Genomic DNA, 13,974 nt, shown 5'->3' on the forward strand with positions numbered 1-13,974 from the left:
CGGGCGCAGCGCCGACCGAGCGGCGGCCGCGAACTCGGTACAGCTCAGGAATCGTTCGGCCGGATTCTTGGCGAGCGCGCGGGCCAAGACCTCGTCCAGCGCCGGCGGCAGCCCGGGCCGGATCCGGCTCAGCCGCGGGACCGGCGCGGTGAGATGTGCCTGGATGAGTTCGGCCGGGTTGGTGCCCCGGTATGGACCGGATCCGGTGAGCAACCAGAACAGTGTGCAGGCCAGCGAGTACTGGTCACCGCGATGATCCAGTTTCGCACCCGTGAGCTGTTCGGGCGCCGCGTAGGTCAGGGTCGCGGTGATGGTATCGGCCGCGGCGAGGGTGGTTTCGGCGTCCCGGACCCCGGCGATACCGAAATCGGTGAGCAGCACGCGCTCCGGCTGCCCGATGGGCGGTTTCGCGAGCAGGATATTGCCCGGTTTGACATCCCGGTGCAGCACCCCGTTCGCGTGCGCGAAGTCCAGGGCGACGCCGGTATCGCCGATGATCTGGACCGCCCGGCGGGGATCCAGGACCTGGAGGTCCACCAGCGAGGCATCGGATCCGGGCACATACTGCATGGAGATCCACAGCTGTTTACCCTCGGCACCGCGGTCGTAGACGGTGACGATATTGGGATGCTCGAGCCGGCCGGCGAGTTCGGATTCGCGCTCGAACCGCAGCCGGATCTCCCTGTCGGAGTACAGGTCCGGGTTGAGCAGTTTGAGGGCCACCAGCCGGGGCAGCCGTGGATGTCTGGCGAGGAAGACCATGCCCATTCCGCCGACACCCAGGCGCCGTCGGATGAGATAGCCCGAGAAATCCTCACCAGGCTGGAGCATCGCCGAATTCCCCCTCGTCGGGTCGTGCACGATTCTACCGGTGTATCTTCCCGCACCGCCCCGGCGCAAGGCGAGGCCCGGTGTCGGTACCGGCCGATAGTCTGACGGTATGCGCATTGGAGCACACGTCCGGATGGACAGCGACCCGATCGGGTACGGCGAGCAACTCGGCGCCGATGTCGTACAACTGTTCGTGGTCGATCCGCAGAGCTGGGACAAACCCGTACCCCATCCCGCCACCGAACAGATCCTCGCCAGCCCGATCGATGTGGTGGTGCACTCCTCGTATCAGATCAATGTGGCCAGCACCAACAACCGGCTGCGGATGCCGTCCCGCAATGCGGTGGCCCTACAGGCTCGGGCCGCCGCCGATATCGGCGCATTCGGCCTCGTCGTACACGGGGGTCATGTGCGGTCCGACGAGGAGATGGAGGCCGGGTTCGTCAACTGGCGCAAACTCTTCGAACGCCAACAGGACAAGGGCGGTTTCGCGGTGCCGATCCTGATCGAGAACACGGCCGGCGGAAACCATGCCATGGCCCGGCATTTCGATACGATTGCCCGCCTGTGGGACGCGGTCGGTGAGTACGGCGCCGGATTCTGCCTGGACACCTGCCACGCCTGGGCGGGCGGTGAAGACCTGGTGGGCGTGGTGGAACGGATCCGTGCGATCACCGGCCGGATCGATCTGGTGCATCTGAACTCCTCGCGCGACGCCTTCGATTCCGGCGCCGACCGGCATGCCAATTTCGCCTCCGGCACCATCGATCCGGAACTGCTCGCGGAGGTGTGCCGCACCGCCGACGCACCCGTGGTACTGGAAACCCCCGCCGAAGGTATGGCCGAAGATCTCGCCTACCTCCGCGAACACATCGGTTGACGTCCTGCCCGCCAGTACCCCGCCCGGGCGCTCTCGGTGGTTCCCGCTTCACCGGGGCGTGCATTCCGCTTATGCGGCCGGACGCACCACTCACGGTTTCCCGCGGAGGCCCTCCGCGTGGGCTTCACCACCGCCCGGAAGGCGGCGTGCCCGGCCCACGTTTTGTAGCAGAATCTCCCTCCACGCGGTTGCCGACCACCGGCGCCTCTCGGGTCCTCGGTCCGTGTTCCACTGCGCAGGTATCGATGGCCGAGCAGGCAGGGAGCCGGCGGGCGGTGCGCAACACCGTGTCGATCGACCCCGCCCAGTGGCGGGTCCGGCCCCGCGGCGCCCAGCCGGACTCGGCGCCGACGACGGGGTCGGCACGGCGTGATCTGCGTCCTTCCGGGCATGCCCGGTCGCACCTGCCGGGCGCCCGATGAGCGACACTGTGTCTTATGCATTACCGGCCACCGACCGATAGGCCCGTCGAGACACCGTTCGATCCGGTGGCCCGTTCCGGCTCCTCCCTCAGCCCCGCTACCTGTCGCCGGGCGGCGACTGCGCCCGGACGGCCGGGCCACCGGGCCGGAGGCGCCTGGTGAGGCGGCATCGCACCGCCCGCGGTCCACGGGGCCGCCGGCGCGACGAACTCCGGGCTCCGGCGCATCGCCGGCCGACCGTACATCCCAACCCCGCGGGGCTCACCGAGAAGCCGTGTGGTGGCGTGATGTGTGTCCGCCCCGGCCCCGGCCGACCGGATGAGCAGTCCTGACCTCCGAATACTTCCGTACCACGGACGCTGGGACCTTACCGGTGGATTCGTCCGGTCACCGCACGCCGGGCAGACCCCCGAAGAGCACCTGGAACACCGTCGGGTGGTTCTGGTAGATCCGGGTGGACGGGATGAACGGATGCACCTCCGCGGTATCGGTGACCACATAGTCGGCGTGGCTGCCCGGTACCCGGTCCAGCACACCGGCGCAGCGTGGTCCGCCGGTCGCGTTCACCTTGGGCAGGTCTTCGGGATACTTGTAGGCCTCGGCACCGTACATGAAGCCGGCGTTGAAGGACGCGCCGGGAACCCGGCCGCCGACCAGGTCCTCGGCCAGCGGCATGGCCGTGGCCAGCCCGCGAATCGTGCAGTCCAGCGCGGGACTGTAGTAGTTCAGTAGTTCGGTCGTAGGCCGGAGCAGCTCCAGTGCGGTGCCCAGATTCTGTTCGTTCTCGGCCAGAACCGCGCCCGTGGTGTCGGCCAGGCCGATCGTTTCCAGTAGCAGGGTGTCGAAGTTCTGTTCGTTCTCGGTGAGGGTGTTGCTGAGGGTGGTGGCGTTGTCGACGGTGCGGAGCAGGTCGGGGGCGGTATCCGCGTAGAGGTTGGTCACGTGGGCGCCGGCCTGGAAGTCGTGCCGGAGCGCGGGCAGGCTCGGATTGAGCTCACGGAGCAGCCGGTCGGCGTTCACCAGGAGGTCACCGAGTCGCTCGCCCCGGCCCTGCAGGGCGGTACCGAGCGCGGTGAGGGTGGCGTTGAGTTTTGCCGGTTCGACCATCTCCAGCACTTCGGTGAGCCGTTCGAACAGGGTGTTGAATTCCACCGTCACCGATTCACCGCGCAGCACCTGCCCCGGGCGAAGCCGGCCCGCGGGCTCGGCGGGTTCGACGAAGTTCACGTATTTGGCGCCGAACACGGTGGTGGAGCGGATATCCACGAGTGCATTGGCCGGGACCAGGCCCATGAGATCGGGGTTCATATCGAGTTCGAGGCGAACCTCCCCGTTCTCGTTGTCGACTGTGCCCACCCGGCCCACTTCCGCGCCGCGGAATTTCACCTTGGCGTCGGGGTCCATGACGAGACCGCTGCGCGGGACCACCACGGCCACGTGTTTTTCCGGAGTGAATCCCCCGAGGAACATCGTCAGCGAGACCACCACGATAAGGACCAGCACCAGCATCATGGCCAGCGCCGCGAGCTTGTACTGCACGGCGTTCCAGATCTTGCGCCGTGTCGTCGTGTGCCGATCGGACTGGGTGTGTACGGGTACCACCACTCACCTGCCTTGCGATGTTCGGCACCCCGTTGTGCCGAACTGAACCGGATTTATGTCCAGACAGTTGTCCATGTTATGGGTGATTCAACCCGGCCGGTACGGTTTTCACCGATTGCGTCCGGAATCCGCCGCGATCCGACATCTTCGCAGTTAGAAAGTGAAAAAGGCCCGCTCACCACTGGGTGAGCGGGCCTCGATCATAAGCCGTTACGGCATCGGTTACAGCGTTTTCTCGATCGCCGCGATCAGCGTGTCCGCATCCGGTGCGGTGGTCGGCCGGAATCGGCCCGCCACAGTCCCGTCACGGCTGATCAGGAACTTTTCGAAGTTCCACTGCACATCGCCGGCGGCACCCTCGGCGTCAGGGGTCTCGACGATCTCGCGGTACAGCGGATGCCGGCCGTCACCGTTCACATCGGCCTTCTCGAGCAGCGGGAAATCGACCCCGTAGGTGGTCGAGCAGAACTGTTCGATCTCCTCGGCGGTGCCCGGCTCCTGGCCCATGAACTGGTTACACGGGAAGCCGACAACGCTGAAACCACGGTCGCCGTAAGTTTTCTGCAATTCGACCAGACCGCTGTACTGCGGGGTCAGGCCGCATTTCGACGCGACATTGACCAGCAGTACCGCCCGGTCACCCACCAGCTCGCCGAGCGTGGTCGCCGAACCGGACAGCGTATTCACCGGAATATCTCGGACGTTCATTCGTAGCGCACCTGCCAACTCTTGATCCCGTTGATCCACCCCGAACGCAACCGTACCGGATCGGATACCGATTTCAGGTCGGGCATGGCGTCGGCGATCGCGTTGAACATCAGGTCGATTTCCAGCCGGGCGAGGTTGGCGCCGACGCAGTAGTGGGTACCGGTCCCGCCGAATCCGACGTGCGGATTGGGGTCGCGCAGGATATCGAAGGAGAAGGGACTCTCGAAGCCGGCTTCGTCGAAATTGGCGGAGCTGTAGAACAATCCGAGGCGTTGCCCCTTCTCGATCTCCTGCCCGCCCAGCACATGATCTTCGGTGGCGGTGCGCTGGAACGCGGTCACCGGGGTGGCCCAGCGCACGATCTCGTCCGGCGCGGTGCGCGGGCGCTGCTCCCGGTACAGCTGCCACTGTTCCGGATTGTCCACGAACGCCTTCATACCGTGTGTGATGGCATTGCGGGTGGTCTCGTTACCGGCGACGGCGAGCAGGATGACGAAGAATCCGAACTCGTCGGAGGCCAGCCCCTCACCGTCGACATCGGCGTTGACCAACTGGGTGACGATATCGTCGGCCGGACAGCCCCGCCGCTGCTCGGCCATATTCCAGGCGTAGCCCAGGATCTCCGCGGACGCGACGGTGGGGTCGCCGTATTCGGGATCGTCGTAGTTGAGCATCTGGTTGGACCAGTCGAAAACCTTGCGCCGGTCTTCCTGCGGCACCCCGAGCAGTTCGGCGATCGCCTGCAGGGGCAGTTCACAGGCGACCTGAGTGACGAAATCACCGCCGCCGGTCTTCTTCGCCTCGTGCACGATCTTGTGCGCCCGCTCGGTGAGCGCATCGCGCAGACCCTCCACCGCACGGGGAGTGAAGCCCTTGGCGACGATCCGGCGCACCTTGGAATGTTTGGGCGGATCCATGTTCACCAGCAGCGCGCCGGTCAACGCCATCTGATCCGGGGTGATATCGCCGGGCAACCGGACGATGGACCCCTTCTGCTGCGACGAGTACAGCTCCGGGTTACGGGACAGTTCCTTGACGTCCTCGAGGGTGCTGACCACCCAGTATCCGCCGTCGTTGAAACCACCCGAGGCTTCGTCGGTCTGGGAGTTCCACCACACCGGGGCGGTACGCCGCAACATCGCGAATTCCTCGACCGGACTGCGTTGTTCCCAGAGGCCGGGGTCGGTGAAATCGAAACCCGGAGGCAGTGCGGTTGTCATCAGGATTCCTTTCCTTCTTCCGGCAGCGGCCGCAGCGGCGCCTCCGGTTGCACCTCGACCAGCACCAGATGCGCGCCGCGTGGGGTGCCCACGACGGCCGAGACCGCGCGCGCCAGATCGCTCGCGCGCAGCATGTACGGATGCCGGGCCAGCCCCCACGACTGCCAGGACTCCAGTAGCGGGCCCACGACCTCCGGTTTTGCGTTCATTCCCATACCGGTCACCGTCGGCCCCGGCCGCACCAGCGAGGCACGGATACCGGTGCCCTCGAGTTCCATCCGCAGCTGCGCCACCATGGCCTCGACCCCGGCCTTGGCCGCGCTGTACGCCCCGTTCCACGGCCGCGGATGCGGCGCGCAGTCGGAACTGATCAGCACGACATCGCCGCGGCGGCGTTCGATCATACCGGGCAGCACCGCATGCGCCATCCGGTGCGCACCGATCAGATGGATCTGCACCTGATGCGCGAAATCCGCTGGGGCCATGTCCTGGATGAGGCCGAACTCGATATCACCGGCCCCGGAAACCAAGATCTCGGTGGGGCCGATTGCTTCCTCGGCCGCGGCCACGAAATCGTCCACGGAGGACTGGTCGGTGACATCGAGGCGGTGCGCGAACGCAGTCCCGCCGTCGGCGCGGATCTTGCCGGCCAGGTCTTCGAGGATTTCCACCCGGCGCGCGCCGAGCGCCACCGGATGCCCCTGCGCTGCCAGTTCCACCGCGGTGGCCGCGCCGATACCGGACGAGGCACCGGCGACGATGGCCGGCCGCTTCTCGGGATGGGGTTCGAACCGGGGCATTACCGCACCTCCACGGTGATCGGGAGCTTGGCGAAGCCCCGCACATTGCTCGAGTGCACGCGTTCGATACCGTCCTCGCGCACCTGGTAGGACTTGACGCGCGAAACGAATTCACGCAGGGCGACGGTGGCCTCCAGCCGCGCCAGATGGGCGCCGAGGCAGAAATGCACACCGGCGCCGAAGCTGGCGAGGTTGCCCTTTTCGGCGCGGTCGAGATCGAAGCTGTCGCCGTCGTCGAACACGTCCGCGTCCCGGTTGGCCGAACCGATCAGCAGCAGAACTTTGGCCCCGGCCGGGATCACCTTGCCGTGGTACTCGAGATCCTCGGTAGCGGTCCGCGCGACCATCTGGCTGGACGTGTCGTAGCGCAGGGTTTCCTCGACCCAGTCCGAGACGCGTTCCGTATCGTCGGCGACCTTGGCGTACTGCTCCGGGTTGTGAGAGGCCCAGTACAGGGCGTTACCGAGCAGTTTGGTGGTGGTCTCGTTACCGGCGACGACCATCAGGAACATGAAGCCGATGATTTCGTCGTCGGTGAGCGAATCGCCGTCGATCTCGGCGTCCAGCAGTGCGGAGGTGAGATCGTCGGTGGGATTCTCGCGACGTTCGGCAACCATGTTCGCGTAGTAGACGACCAGGTTCAGCGAGGCCTCGATCGCCGAATCCGGAACATCGGTGACGCCGTCCTCGCGGTGCATGACCATATCGGCCATCCGGCGGATTTCGGCGCGGTCGGCGGCCGGTACGCCCATCATCTCGGAGATGACGTCCATCGGCAGTTTGCCGGCGACTTCCTCGATCCAGTCGAATTCGCCACGTTCGAGGGCCGGCACCAGGTATTCGAGGGTGAGCTCGTGGATACGGGCTTCCATATCGGCGACCCGTTTCGGCGTGAAGCCCTTGAACACCAGGCGCCGCATCCGCATATGCCGGGGATCATCCATCGCCAGGAACGACATGGTGCGGTGGGCGTCGGGGCCCCAGGCGGCCGGGTCGAGGGAGACGCCGTTGGCGTTGGACAGTTGCGTGGCGTTGCGGAAACCGTTCGTCACATCGGCATGCCGAGACAGCGCGTAGAAATCGAGTTCCGCGTTGTAGTAGAGCGGTGCCTCCGCGCGCAGCCGGGCGTAGGTCGGGTACGGGTCTTCGTGGAAGACGTAGTCGTACGGGTCGAATGTCACCGGCTCCAACGATGCTGCCGTCATCGGATCCACCTCTGTTTCGATAACGAGTTCTCGCCGGACGGGGCCGTGCACCCGGCAGGGGGAGACACATAGCTGGACATGTGTCTGGACGGTACCAGCGGCACGCCGCCGCGACAATGATCGCACGAGAATCGGACGGTGAAACAGGTCGATACGCGGCGGTCGACGCCGCCTTCCGCTCCATACCCACAGGATCGGACAGGATCGCGCACGATCAATGGAAGGCGGTCGCGGATAGAACCGGTTCTTGCACTACCAGAAGAGTCCGGACTATATTCCATACACCTGTCCAGACAGTATTGGGGTCTTTAATGAACAGTCTTCTGCCCGGCGACAGCTCCCGACTGCTGATCGGCGGTAGCCTCGTCGCCGGCGGCAACGGCGTGTTCGACAATGTGAACCCGGCGACCGAAGAGGTCATCGGCACCGCGGCCGACGCAGACGCGGCCGATATGAACGCCGCCATCGCCGCCGCCCGCACCGCCTTCGACGAGACCGACTGGTCCCGCGACCACTCCTTCCGGGTGCGCTGCCTGGAACAGCTGCAGGCAGCGCTGAAAGCACATGCGGAAGAACTGCGTGAGATCACGATCGCCGAGGTGGGCGCGCCGCTGATGTTCACCAGCGGCCCGCAACTGGACGGCCCTATCGAGGATCTGAGCTTCGCCACCCAGCTGGCCGCGAACTACGAATGGGAAACCGAACTCGGCGTCTCGGCACCGATGGGAATCAGCACCCACCGGGTGATCCGGCGCGAAGCGGTCGGCGTGGTCGGAGCGATTACGCCGTGGAACTTCCCGCATCAGATCAACTTCGCGAAACTGGGCCCGGCCCTGGCGGCGGGCAACACCATCGTCCTGAAACCGGCCCCCGACACTCCGTGGTGCGCGGCGGCACTCGGTTCGATCATCACCGAGGAAACCGATATCCCGCCCGGTGTGGTCAATATCGTCACCTCCTCCGATCACGGCCTGGGCGCCCAGCTGTCCGGCGACCCCCGGGTCGATCTGATCAGTTTCACCGGCTCCACCGGCACCGGACGCGCTGTTATGGCCTCGGCCGCGGCGAATCTCAAGAAAACCTTCCTCGAGCTGGGCGGTAAATCGGCCTTCATCGTGCTCGACGACGCCGATCTGGCCACCGCCGTGAGCTACGCCGGTTTCTCGCTGTGCGTCCACGCCGGCCAAGGCTGCGCCCTCACCACCCGGCTGCTGGTGCCGCGCGCCCGGTACGACGAGGCGGTGGAGGCCGTGGCAGCCACCATGAGCGGAATCCGCCCCGGCGAACCCACCTCCCCCGGCACCGTCTGCGGCCCGGTGATCTCCGACCGGCAGCGTTCCCGGGTGCTCGGGTATATCGACAGCGCGCGCGCCGACGGCGGCCGCATCGTCACCGGCGGCGGGCGCCCGGCCGAACACGAGCGCGGATTCTTCGTCGAACCCACCGTGATCGCCGACCTCGACAACAGCGCGAAGGCCGCCCAGGAGGAGATCTTCGGTCCCGTCCTCGTAGTGCTGCCCTACGACGGCGACGACGACGCCGTCCGGATCGCCAACGATTCCCCATACGGCCTGTCCGGCGCCGTCTGGGGCAAGGATCCCGAGCGGATCCGGCGGGTCACCGACGGGGTGCGCACCGGAACCCTCGGTGTCAACGGCGGTATGTGGTACAGCGCCGACGCCCCGTTCGGCGGCTACAAACAGTCCGGTATCGGACGCGAGATGGGGGCCGCCGGATTCGAGGAGTACCTCGAGACCAAGCTCGTCGCGACCGCACAGTAGCTCCGGTCCACCGACAGGCACAGTAACCGCGGCACAGCGACAGCACGATGGCCGCCGTAATCCGTAACTTCTTCCCCACCAGGCTTTCCACAGCAGCGAGGAGCTCGATCCCATGGCTCGTTTCACCGGTCGCACCGCCATCGTCACCGGCGCCGCCCGCGGTATCGGCGAGGTCTACGCGCAGGCACTGGCCGCCGAGGGCGCATCCGTCGTCGTCGCGGATCTGAACGCCGAGGGCGGGACGGCGGTCGCCGAGAAGATCGTGGCCGACGGCGGCACCGCATCGTTCCATCCGGTCGACGTCTCCGACCCGGAATCCGCCAAGACGCTGGCCGATTTCACCGTCGAGAAATACGGCAAGATCGACCATCTGGTCAACAACGCCGCCATCTACGGCGGAATGAAACTGGATCTACTGCTCACCGTGCCGTGGGACTACTACCAGAAGTTCATGTCGGTGAACCTGGACGGCGCGCTGGTGATGACCCGCGCGGTATGGGAGAACATGGCAGCCAACGGGGGCGGCTCGATCGTGAACCAATCATCGACGGCCGCCTACGTATACAGCGGTTTCTACGGTCTGGCCAAGGTCGGTATCAACGGGCTCACCCAGCAGCTGGCCACCGAACTCGGCGGCTCGAATATCCGGATCAACGCCATTGCCCCCGGCCCCACGGATACCGAAGCCACGAAGACCACCACACCCGAAAGCATCGTCAAGGATATGGTCAGCCGCTTGCCGCTCAAGCGGATGGGCACCCCGGAGGATATGGCGGGTGCCCTGCTGTACCTGCTGTCCGACGACGCGAAATGGGTCACCGGGCAGATCTTCTGCGTCGACGGCGGTCAGGTGATCCGCTGATGAGCGGCGACGGGGGCGGCGGCACCCGGGTCGGTTTCATCGGCCTGGGCGATATGGGCGCGCCGATGGCGAAGAAGCTGCTGCACTGGTCCGGTGGGCTCACCGTCTGCGATACCCGGCCCGAGGCCGTGCAACCGTTCACCGACGCGGGCGCCGAGGCCGCCGGCAGCCCGGCCGAACTCGCCGCGAAATGCGGTGTCGTTTGTGTCGCGGTGGTGAACGACCAACAGGTCCGCACCGTGCTGACCGGCGAGAAAGGCGTGCTGAGCACTGCCGCGCCGGGAACCGTGGTGGCGGTGCACTCCACTATCGGCGACGAATCGGCCGTGGAATTCGCCCGGCTGTGCGCCGAACGCGGCGTCGAACTGGTCGACGCCCCGATCAGCGGTGGCGCCGCGGGCGCGAACAGCGGACGACTCGCGGTGATGGTCGGCGGCAGCGACAACGCCGTGGCCGCGGTACGGGAACCCTTCGGCTGCTTCGCCGATCTGGTGGTGCACGCCGGTGAAGTCGGGGCGGGCACCCGGATGAAATTGGCCCGCAACCTGCTGCATTTCATCTCGTTCACCGCCGCCACCGAGGCGCAGCGGCTGGCCGAGGCCGCGGGCCTCGATATCGCCGCGCTCGGCAAGGTGGTCCGTCACTCGGATGCGGTGACCGGCGGGGCCGGTTCGATCATGCTGCGCGATACCACCGCGCCCCTCGAGGAGGGCGATTTCTGGCTGCCCATCCTCACCCATGTCCGTGAACTCGGCGAAAAAGACCTGTCCCTGGCGCTCGAACTGGGCGGCCGGATGGGCACCGAACTCCCGTTGGCGACCCTCGCGCTGTCGCGTTTCGGCGACGGGCTCGGCGTCGGGCAGGGCGCGATCTCGGCCGCATGGGACTCCGCCGGCTCCGCTCAGCGGGACAGGCCGGCCACCGCCGCGGCGTCCCGTGGCAGCATCGCCGGGCAGGAGGTCGCCGCTGCCGACCAGCGCAATAGCGGCTCCCCGGCGCAGAACGACAGTAAGGAATCCGAATAATGGCCGACGCCACCACCCTCCGACCGCTGTCCGCGGCCGAGGTCACCGAATGGGACCGCACCACCGATGTGGTGGTCGCCGGCTACGGGATCGCCGGCGTCTGCGCCTCGATCGAGGCCGCGCGGGCCGGGGCGCAGGTTCTCATCCTGGAACGCACCAGCGGCTGGGGCGGGGCGGCGGCGCTGGCCGGCGGGTTCATCTATCTCGGTGGCGGTACACCGCTGCAACGCGCGCTGGGTTTCGAGGACAGTCCGGAGAACATGGAGAAATTCATGGTCGCCGCGCTGGGTCCGGGGGTCGACCGGGAAAAGATCGCCGACTACTGCCGCGGCAGTGTCGAACACTACGAATGGCTGGTCGCCAACGGCGTGCCCTTCAAAGAGGAATTCTGGGGCGAGCCCGGCTGGGAACCCCCGCACGACGAAGGCCTCATGTACACCGGTGGCGAAAACGCTGCACCGTTCAACACCGTCGCCGATCCGGCACCCCGCGGCCACGTTCCGCAGATGTCGAACAAGCGGACCGGTTCGAAGGGTGGCGGCTACATGCTGATGAAACCGCTCGCCGAAGCCGCCGAAAAGCTCGGCGTCACCGCCGAATACGACACCCGGATCCAGCGGCTGATCGTGGACGGCGACCGGGTGGTCGGCGTGGTGGCCAAGCAGTACGGCAAGGAGCTGACCATCCGGGCCGAACGCGGAGTCGTACTGGCCACAGGCAGTTTCGCCTACCACGAGCAGATGATCGAAGGTTTCGCCCCGCGGCTCATCGGCCGCCCGGGCGCCGCCATCGAAGAACACGACGGAATTGCCATCCGGCTGGCCCAGGCTCTCGGCGCCGATCTGGCGCATATGGACGCCACCGAGGTCGCGTTCTTCGGTGACCCGCAGATGATGGCGCGCGGCATCCTGGTCAACGGCCGTGGGCAGCGGTACGTCCCGGAGGACACCTATCCCGGCCGGATCGGGCAGATGACGCTGTTCCACCAGGAGAACCAGGCGTACCTGATCATCGGCGAGGCCGCTTACGAGGAATCACTGACCACCGAGACCTCCACGCCGTTCTTCCGGCAGCCGCCCACCTGGGCGGCGGAAACCATCGCCGAACTCGAATCCGATATGGGTCTGCCCGAGCTCGCCCTGCAGAGCACCGTCGAGCTCTACAACACATACGCAGCGAACGGCCAGGACCCCCTGCTCGGCAAGAAACCGGAGTGGACCAAACCTCTCGAAGGCCCGTTCGCGGCGTTCGATATGCGCGGTTTCACGGCGGGGTTCACGCTGGGCGGATTGCGCACCGACCTGGATTCGCGGGTCCTGCATGTCGACGGCCGGCCGATCGCCGGACTGTTCGCGGCGGGGCGTTGCACTTCGGGTGTCTGCGCGGGCGGCTATGCCAGCGGAACGTCGCTGGGCGACGGCAGCTTCTATGGCCGCCGGGCCGGGATTGCGGTCGCGAAAGCGTGAAACGGTACATTCAGACACATGTCCGAAGGTGAACCTCTCGTCGTCGAAGCGACCCGTCGCCGCCTGTCCGCGAAACAGGCCGATACGGTCGACAAACTGACGAAGGCAGCGGTGGAGGTGCTCACGCGCGAAGGTTTCGCGGGGATGACCATTCGTATGGTCGCCGCCGCGGCCGGTGTGGGTACCGCCACCGCGTACACCTATTTCTCGTCGAAGGAACACCTCGTCGCCGAAATCTTCTGGCGGCGGCTGGTGGCAGCGGATTCCCCGGTCAGCGACGATCCCGACCCCACCGTGCGGGTGGTGGCCGAACTGCGTTCCATCGCCCTTCTCGTCGCCGACGATCAGGAGGTCGCAGGTGCGGTCACCAGCGCACTGCTGGGCCGCGACCCCGATGTGGCGCATCTGCGGGCCCGGATCGGCCTGGAGATCCGCGCCCGGATCGAACGTGCCCTCGGCCCCGGCGCCGATCCGGAAATCGTGGTCTCCCTCGAGCTCGTCTACGCAGGCGCGCTCGTGCGGGCCGGTATGGGTTACGCGTCCTACGCCGATATTGCCGACCTCATCGAGAAATCGGCCCTGTTGATCCTGCGCTGAGCAGCGAAAGAAAGCTTCGGTAGAAACTGATGGACCGCCCCAAGCAACTCGATTCGTCCCTGGTACCCACCTTCATCAAGTACATGTCCAAGGTCAACACCTGGACCTACAAACGCACCGGCGGCCGCATCGGCGGGACCTGGCGCGTGGGGGCGGGGTTCCGTAAACCGGTGCCCACGCTGCTGCTCGACCATATCGGCCGCAAATCCGGTAAGCAGTTCACGATTCCGCTGCTGTACCTGCGCGACGGCGCGAATACCGTCATCGTCGCCTCACAGGGCGGCCTGCCGAAGAATCCGCAGTGGTACTACAACCTGGTCGCACAGCCGGATACCGCGATCCAGATCGGCAAGGAGCGGATCCCGGTCCGCGCCCGCCTCGCCGATGACAGCGAACGCGACCGGCTGTGGCCGCAACTGCTCGAGTTGTACGCGGATTTCGCCAGCTACCAGTCCTGGACAGAACGCAAGATCCCGGTCTTCGTCCTCGAACCCCGCGCCTGACGCGCTGCGCCGCGCGCCCGGATGCAGGCGGCCCGGGTTCCTGCCGACGGCCGACAGGAACCGCTGCAACCT

At 66.5% G+C, this 13,974-nt stretch carries 13 protein-coding genes; 7 read left to right on the forward strand and 6 right to left on the reverse strand.

All coding sequences use genetic code 11. The annotated features are described in order from the left end of the window. On the reverse strand, nt 1–831 hold an 831-nt coding region (locus NFL01S_RS08120; protein WP_157116365.1), incomplete at its 3' end, for a serine/threonine-protein kinase. Nucleotides 832–940: 109 nt separating this feature from the next. Here NFL01S_RS08120 and NFL01S_RS08125 point away from each other — a divergent pair. Then, nucleotides 941–1,711, forward strand: a complete 771-nt coding sequence (locus tag NFL01S_RS08125; RefSeq protein ID WP_062973109.1) for a deoxyribonuclease IV — start codon at nt 941–943, stop codon at nt 1,709–1,711. A gap of 809 nt (nt 1,712–2,520) precedes the next feature. Here NFL01S_RS08125 and NFL01S_RS08135 read toward each other — a convergent pair. From NFL01S_RS08135 to NFL01S_RS08155, 5 genes are all read right to left on the reverse strand, one after another. Beyond that, nucleotides 2,521–3,645, reverse strand: coding sequence for an MCE family protein (locus tag NFL01S_RS08135; protein WP_062973717.1), 1,125 nt, complete (start codon nt 3,643–3,645; stop codon nt 2,521–2,523). Nucleotides 3,646–3,957: 312 nt separating this feature from the next. Continuing rightward, on the reverse strand, nt 3,958–4,443 hold the full coding sequence (locus NFL01S_RS08140; RefSeq protein WP_062973113.1) for a glutathione peroxidase: 486 nt from the start codon (nt 4,441–4,443) through the stop codon (nt 3,958–3,960). Continuing rightward, complete coding sequence (locus tag NFL01S_RS08145; protein ID WP_062973115.1) at nt 4,440–5,663, reverse strand: cytochrome P450; 1,224 nt, start codon at nt 5,661–5,663, stop codon at nt 4,440–4,442. The genes NFL01S_RS08140 and NFL01S_RS08145 overlap by 4 nt, the downstream gene beginning before the upstream one ends. After that, nucleotides 5,663–6,463 carry an SDR family oxidoreductase gene (locus NFL01S_RS08150; protein ID WP_062973118.1) on the reverse strand — a complete coding sequence of 267 codons (801 nt, stop codon included), beginning with the start codon at nt 6,461–6,463 and terminating at the stop codon, nt 5,663–5,665. The genes NFL01S_RS08145 and NFL01S_RS08150 overlap by 1 nt, the downstream gene beginning before the upstream one ends. Next, nucleotides 6,463–7,668 (reverse strand): cytochrome P450, encoded by a 1,206-nt coding sequence (locus NFL01S_RS08155; RefSeq protein WP_062973719.1) that lies wholly within the window; start codon nt 7,666–7,668, stop codon nt 6,463–6,465. The genes NFL01S_RS08150 and NFL01S_RS08155 overlap by 1 nt, the downstream gene beginning before the upstream one ends. 311 nt (nt 7,669–7,979) lie before the next feature. Between NFL01S_RS08155 and NFL01S_RS08160 the strand changes: the two genes are divergently transcribed. The 6 genes from NFL01S_RS08160 to NFL01S_RS08185 all read left to right on the forward strand — a co-directional run bounded on the left by NFL01S_RS08160 (nt 7,980) and on the right by NFL01S_RS08185 (nt 13,902). After that, nucleotides 7,980–9,449, forward strand: coding sequence for an aldehyde dehydrogenase (locus tag NFL01S_RS08160; RefSeq protein ID WP_062973120.1), 1,470 nt, complete (start codon nt 7,980–7,982; stop codon nt 9,447–9,449). A 112-nt stretch (nt 9,450–9,561) separates the two neighbouring features. Further along, nucleotides 9,562–10,311: an SDR family oxidoreductase gene (locus tag NFL01S_RS08165; RefSeq protein WP_062973122.1), complete on the forward strand. Its 750-nt coding sequence runs from the start codon at nt 9,562–9,564 to the stop codon at nt 10,309–10,311. Then, nucleotides 10,311–11,336, forward strand: a complete 1,026-nt coding sequence (locus tag NFL01S_RS08170; protein ID WP_084492513.1) for an NAD(P)-dependent oxidoreductase — start codon at nt 10,311–10,313, stop codon at nt 11,334–11,336. Before NFL01S_RS08165 ends, NFL01S_RS08170 begins: the two co-directional genes overlap by 1 nt. Then, nucleotides 11,336–12,802: an FAD-dependent oxidoreductase gene (locus NFL01S_RS08175; RefSeq protein WP_062973123.1), complete on the forward strand. Its 1,467-nt coding sequence runs from the start codon at nt 11,336–11,338 to the stop codon at nt 12,800–12,802. Before NFL01S_RS08170 ends, NFL01S_RS08175 begins: the two co-directional genes overlap by 1 nt. Nucleotides 12,803–12,820: 18 nt before the next feature. Beyond that, nucleotides 12,821–13,399, forward strand: a complete 579-nt coding sequence (locus NFL01S_RS08180; protein ID WP_062973125.1) for a TetR/AcrR family transcriptional regulator — start codon at nt 12,821–12,823, stop codon at nt 13,397–13,399. Between the two features lie 29 nt (nt 13,400–13,428). Further along, nucleotides 13,429–13,902 (forward strand): nitroreductase family deazaflavin-dependent oxidoreductase, encoded by a 474-nt coding sequence (locus NFL01S_RS08185; RefSeq protein WP_062973126.1) that lies wholly within the window; start codon nt 13,429–13,431, stop codon nt 13,900–13,902. Nucleotides 13,903–13,974: the final 72 nt, after the last annotated feature.

Origin of the sequence: Nocardia flavorosea NBRC 108225 (genome assembly GCF_001613385.1) — a bacterium.
Lineage (GTDB): Bacteria > Actinomycetota > Actinomycetes > Mycobacteriales > Mycobacteriaceae > Nocardia > Nocardia flavorosea.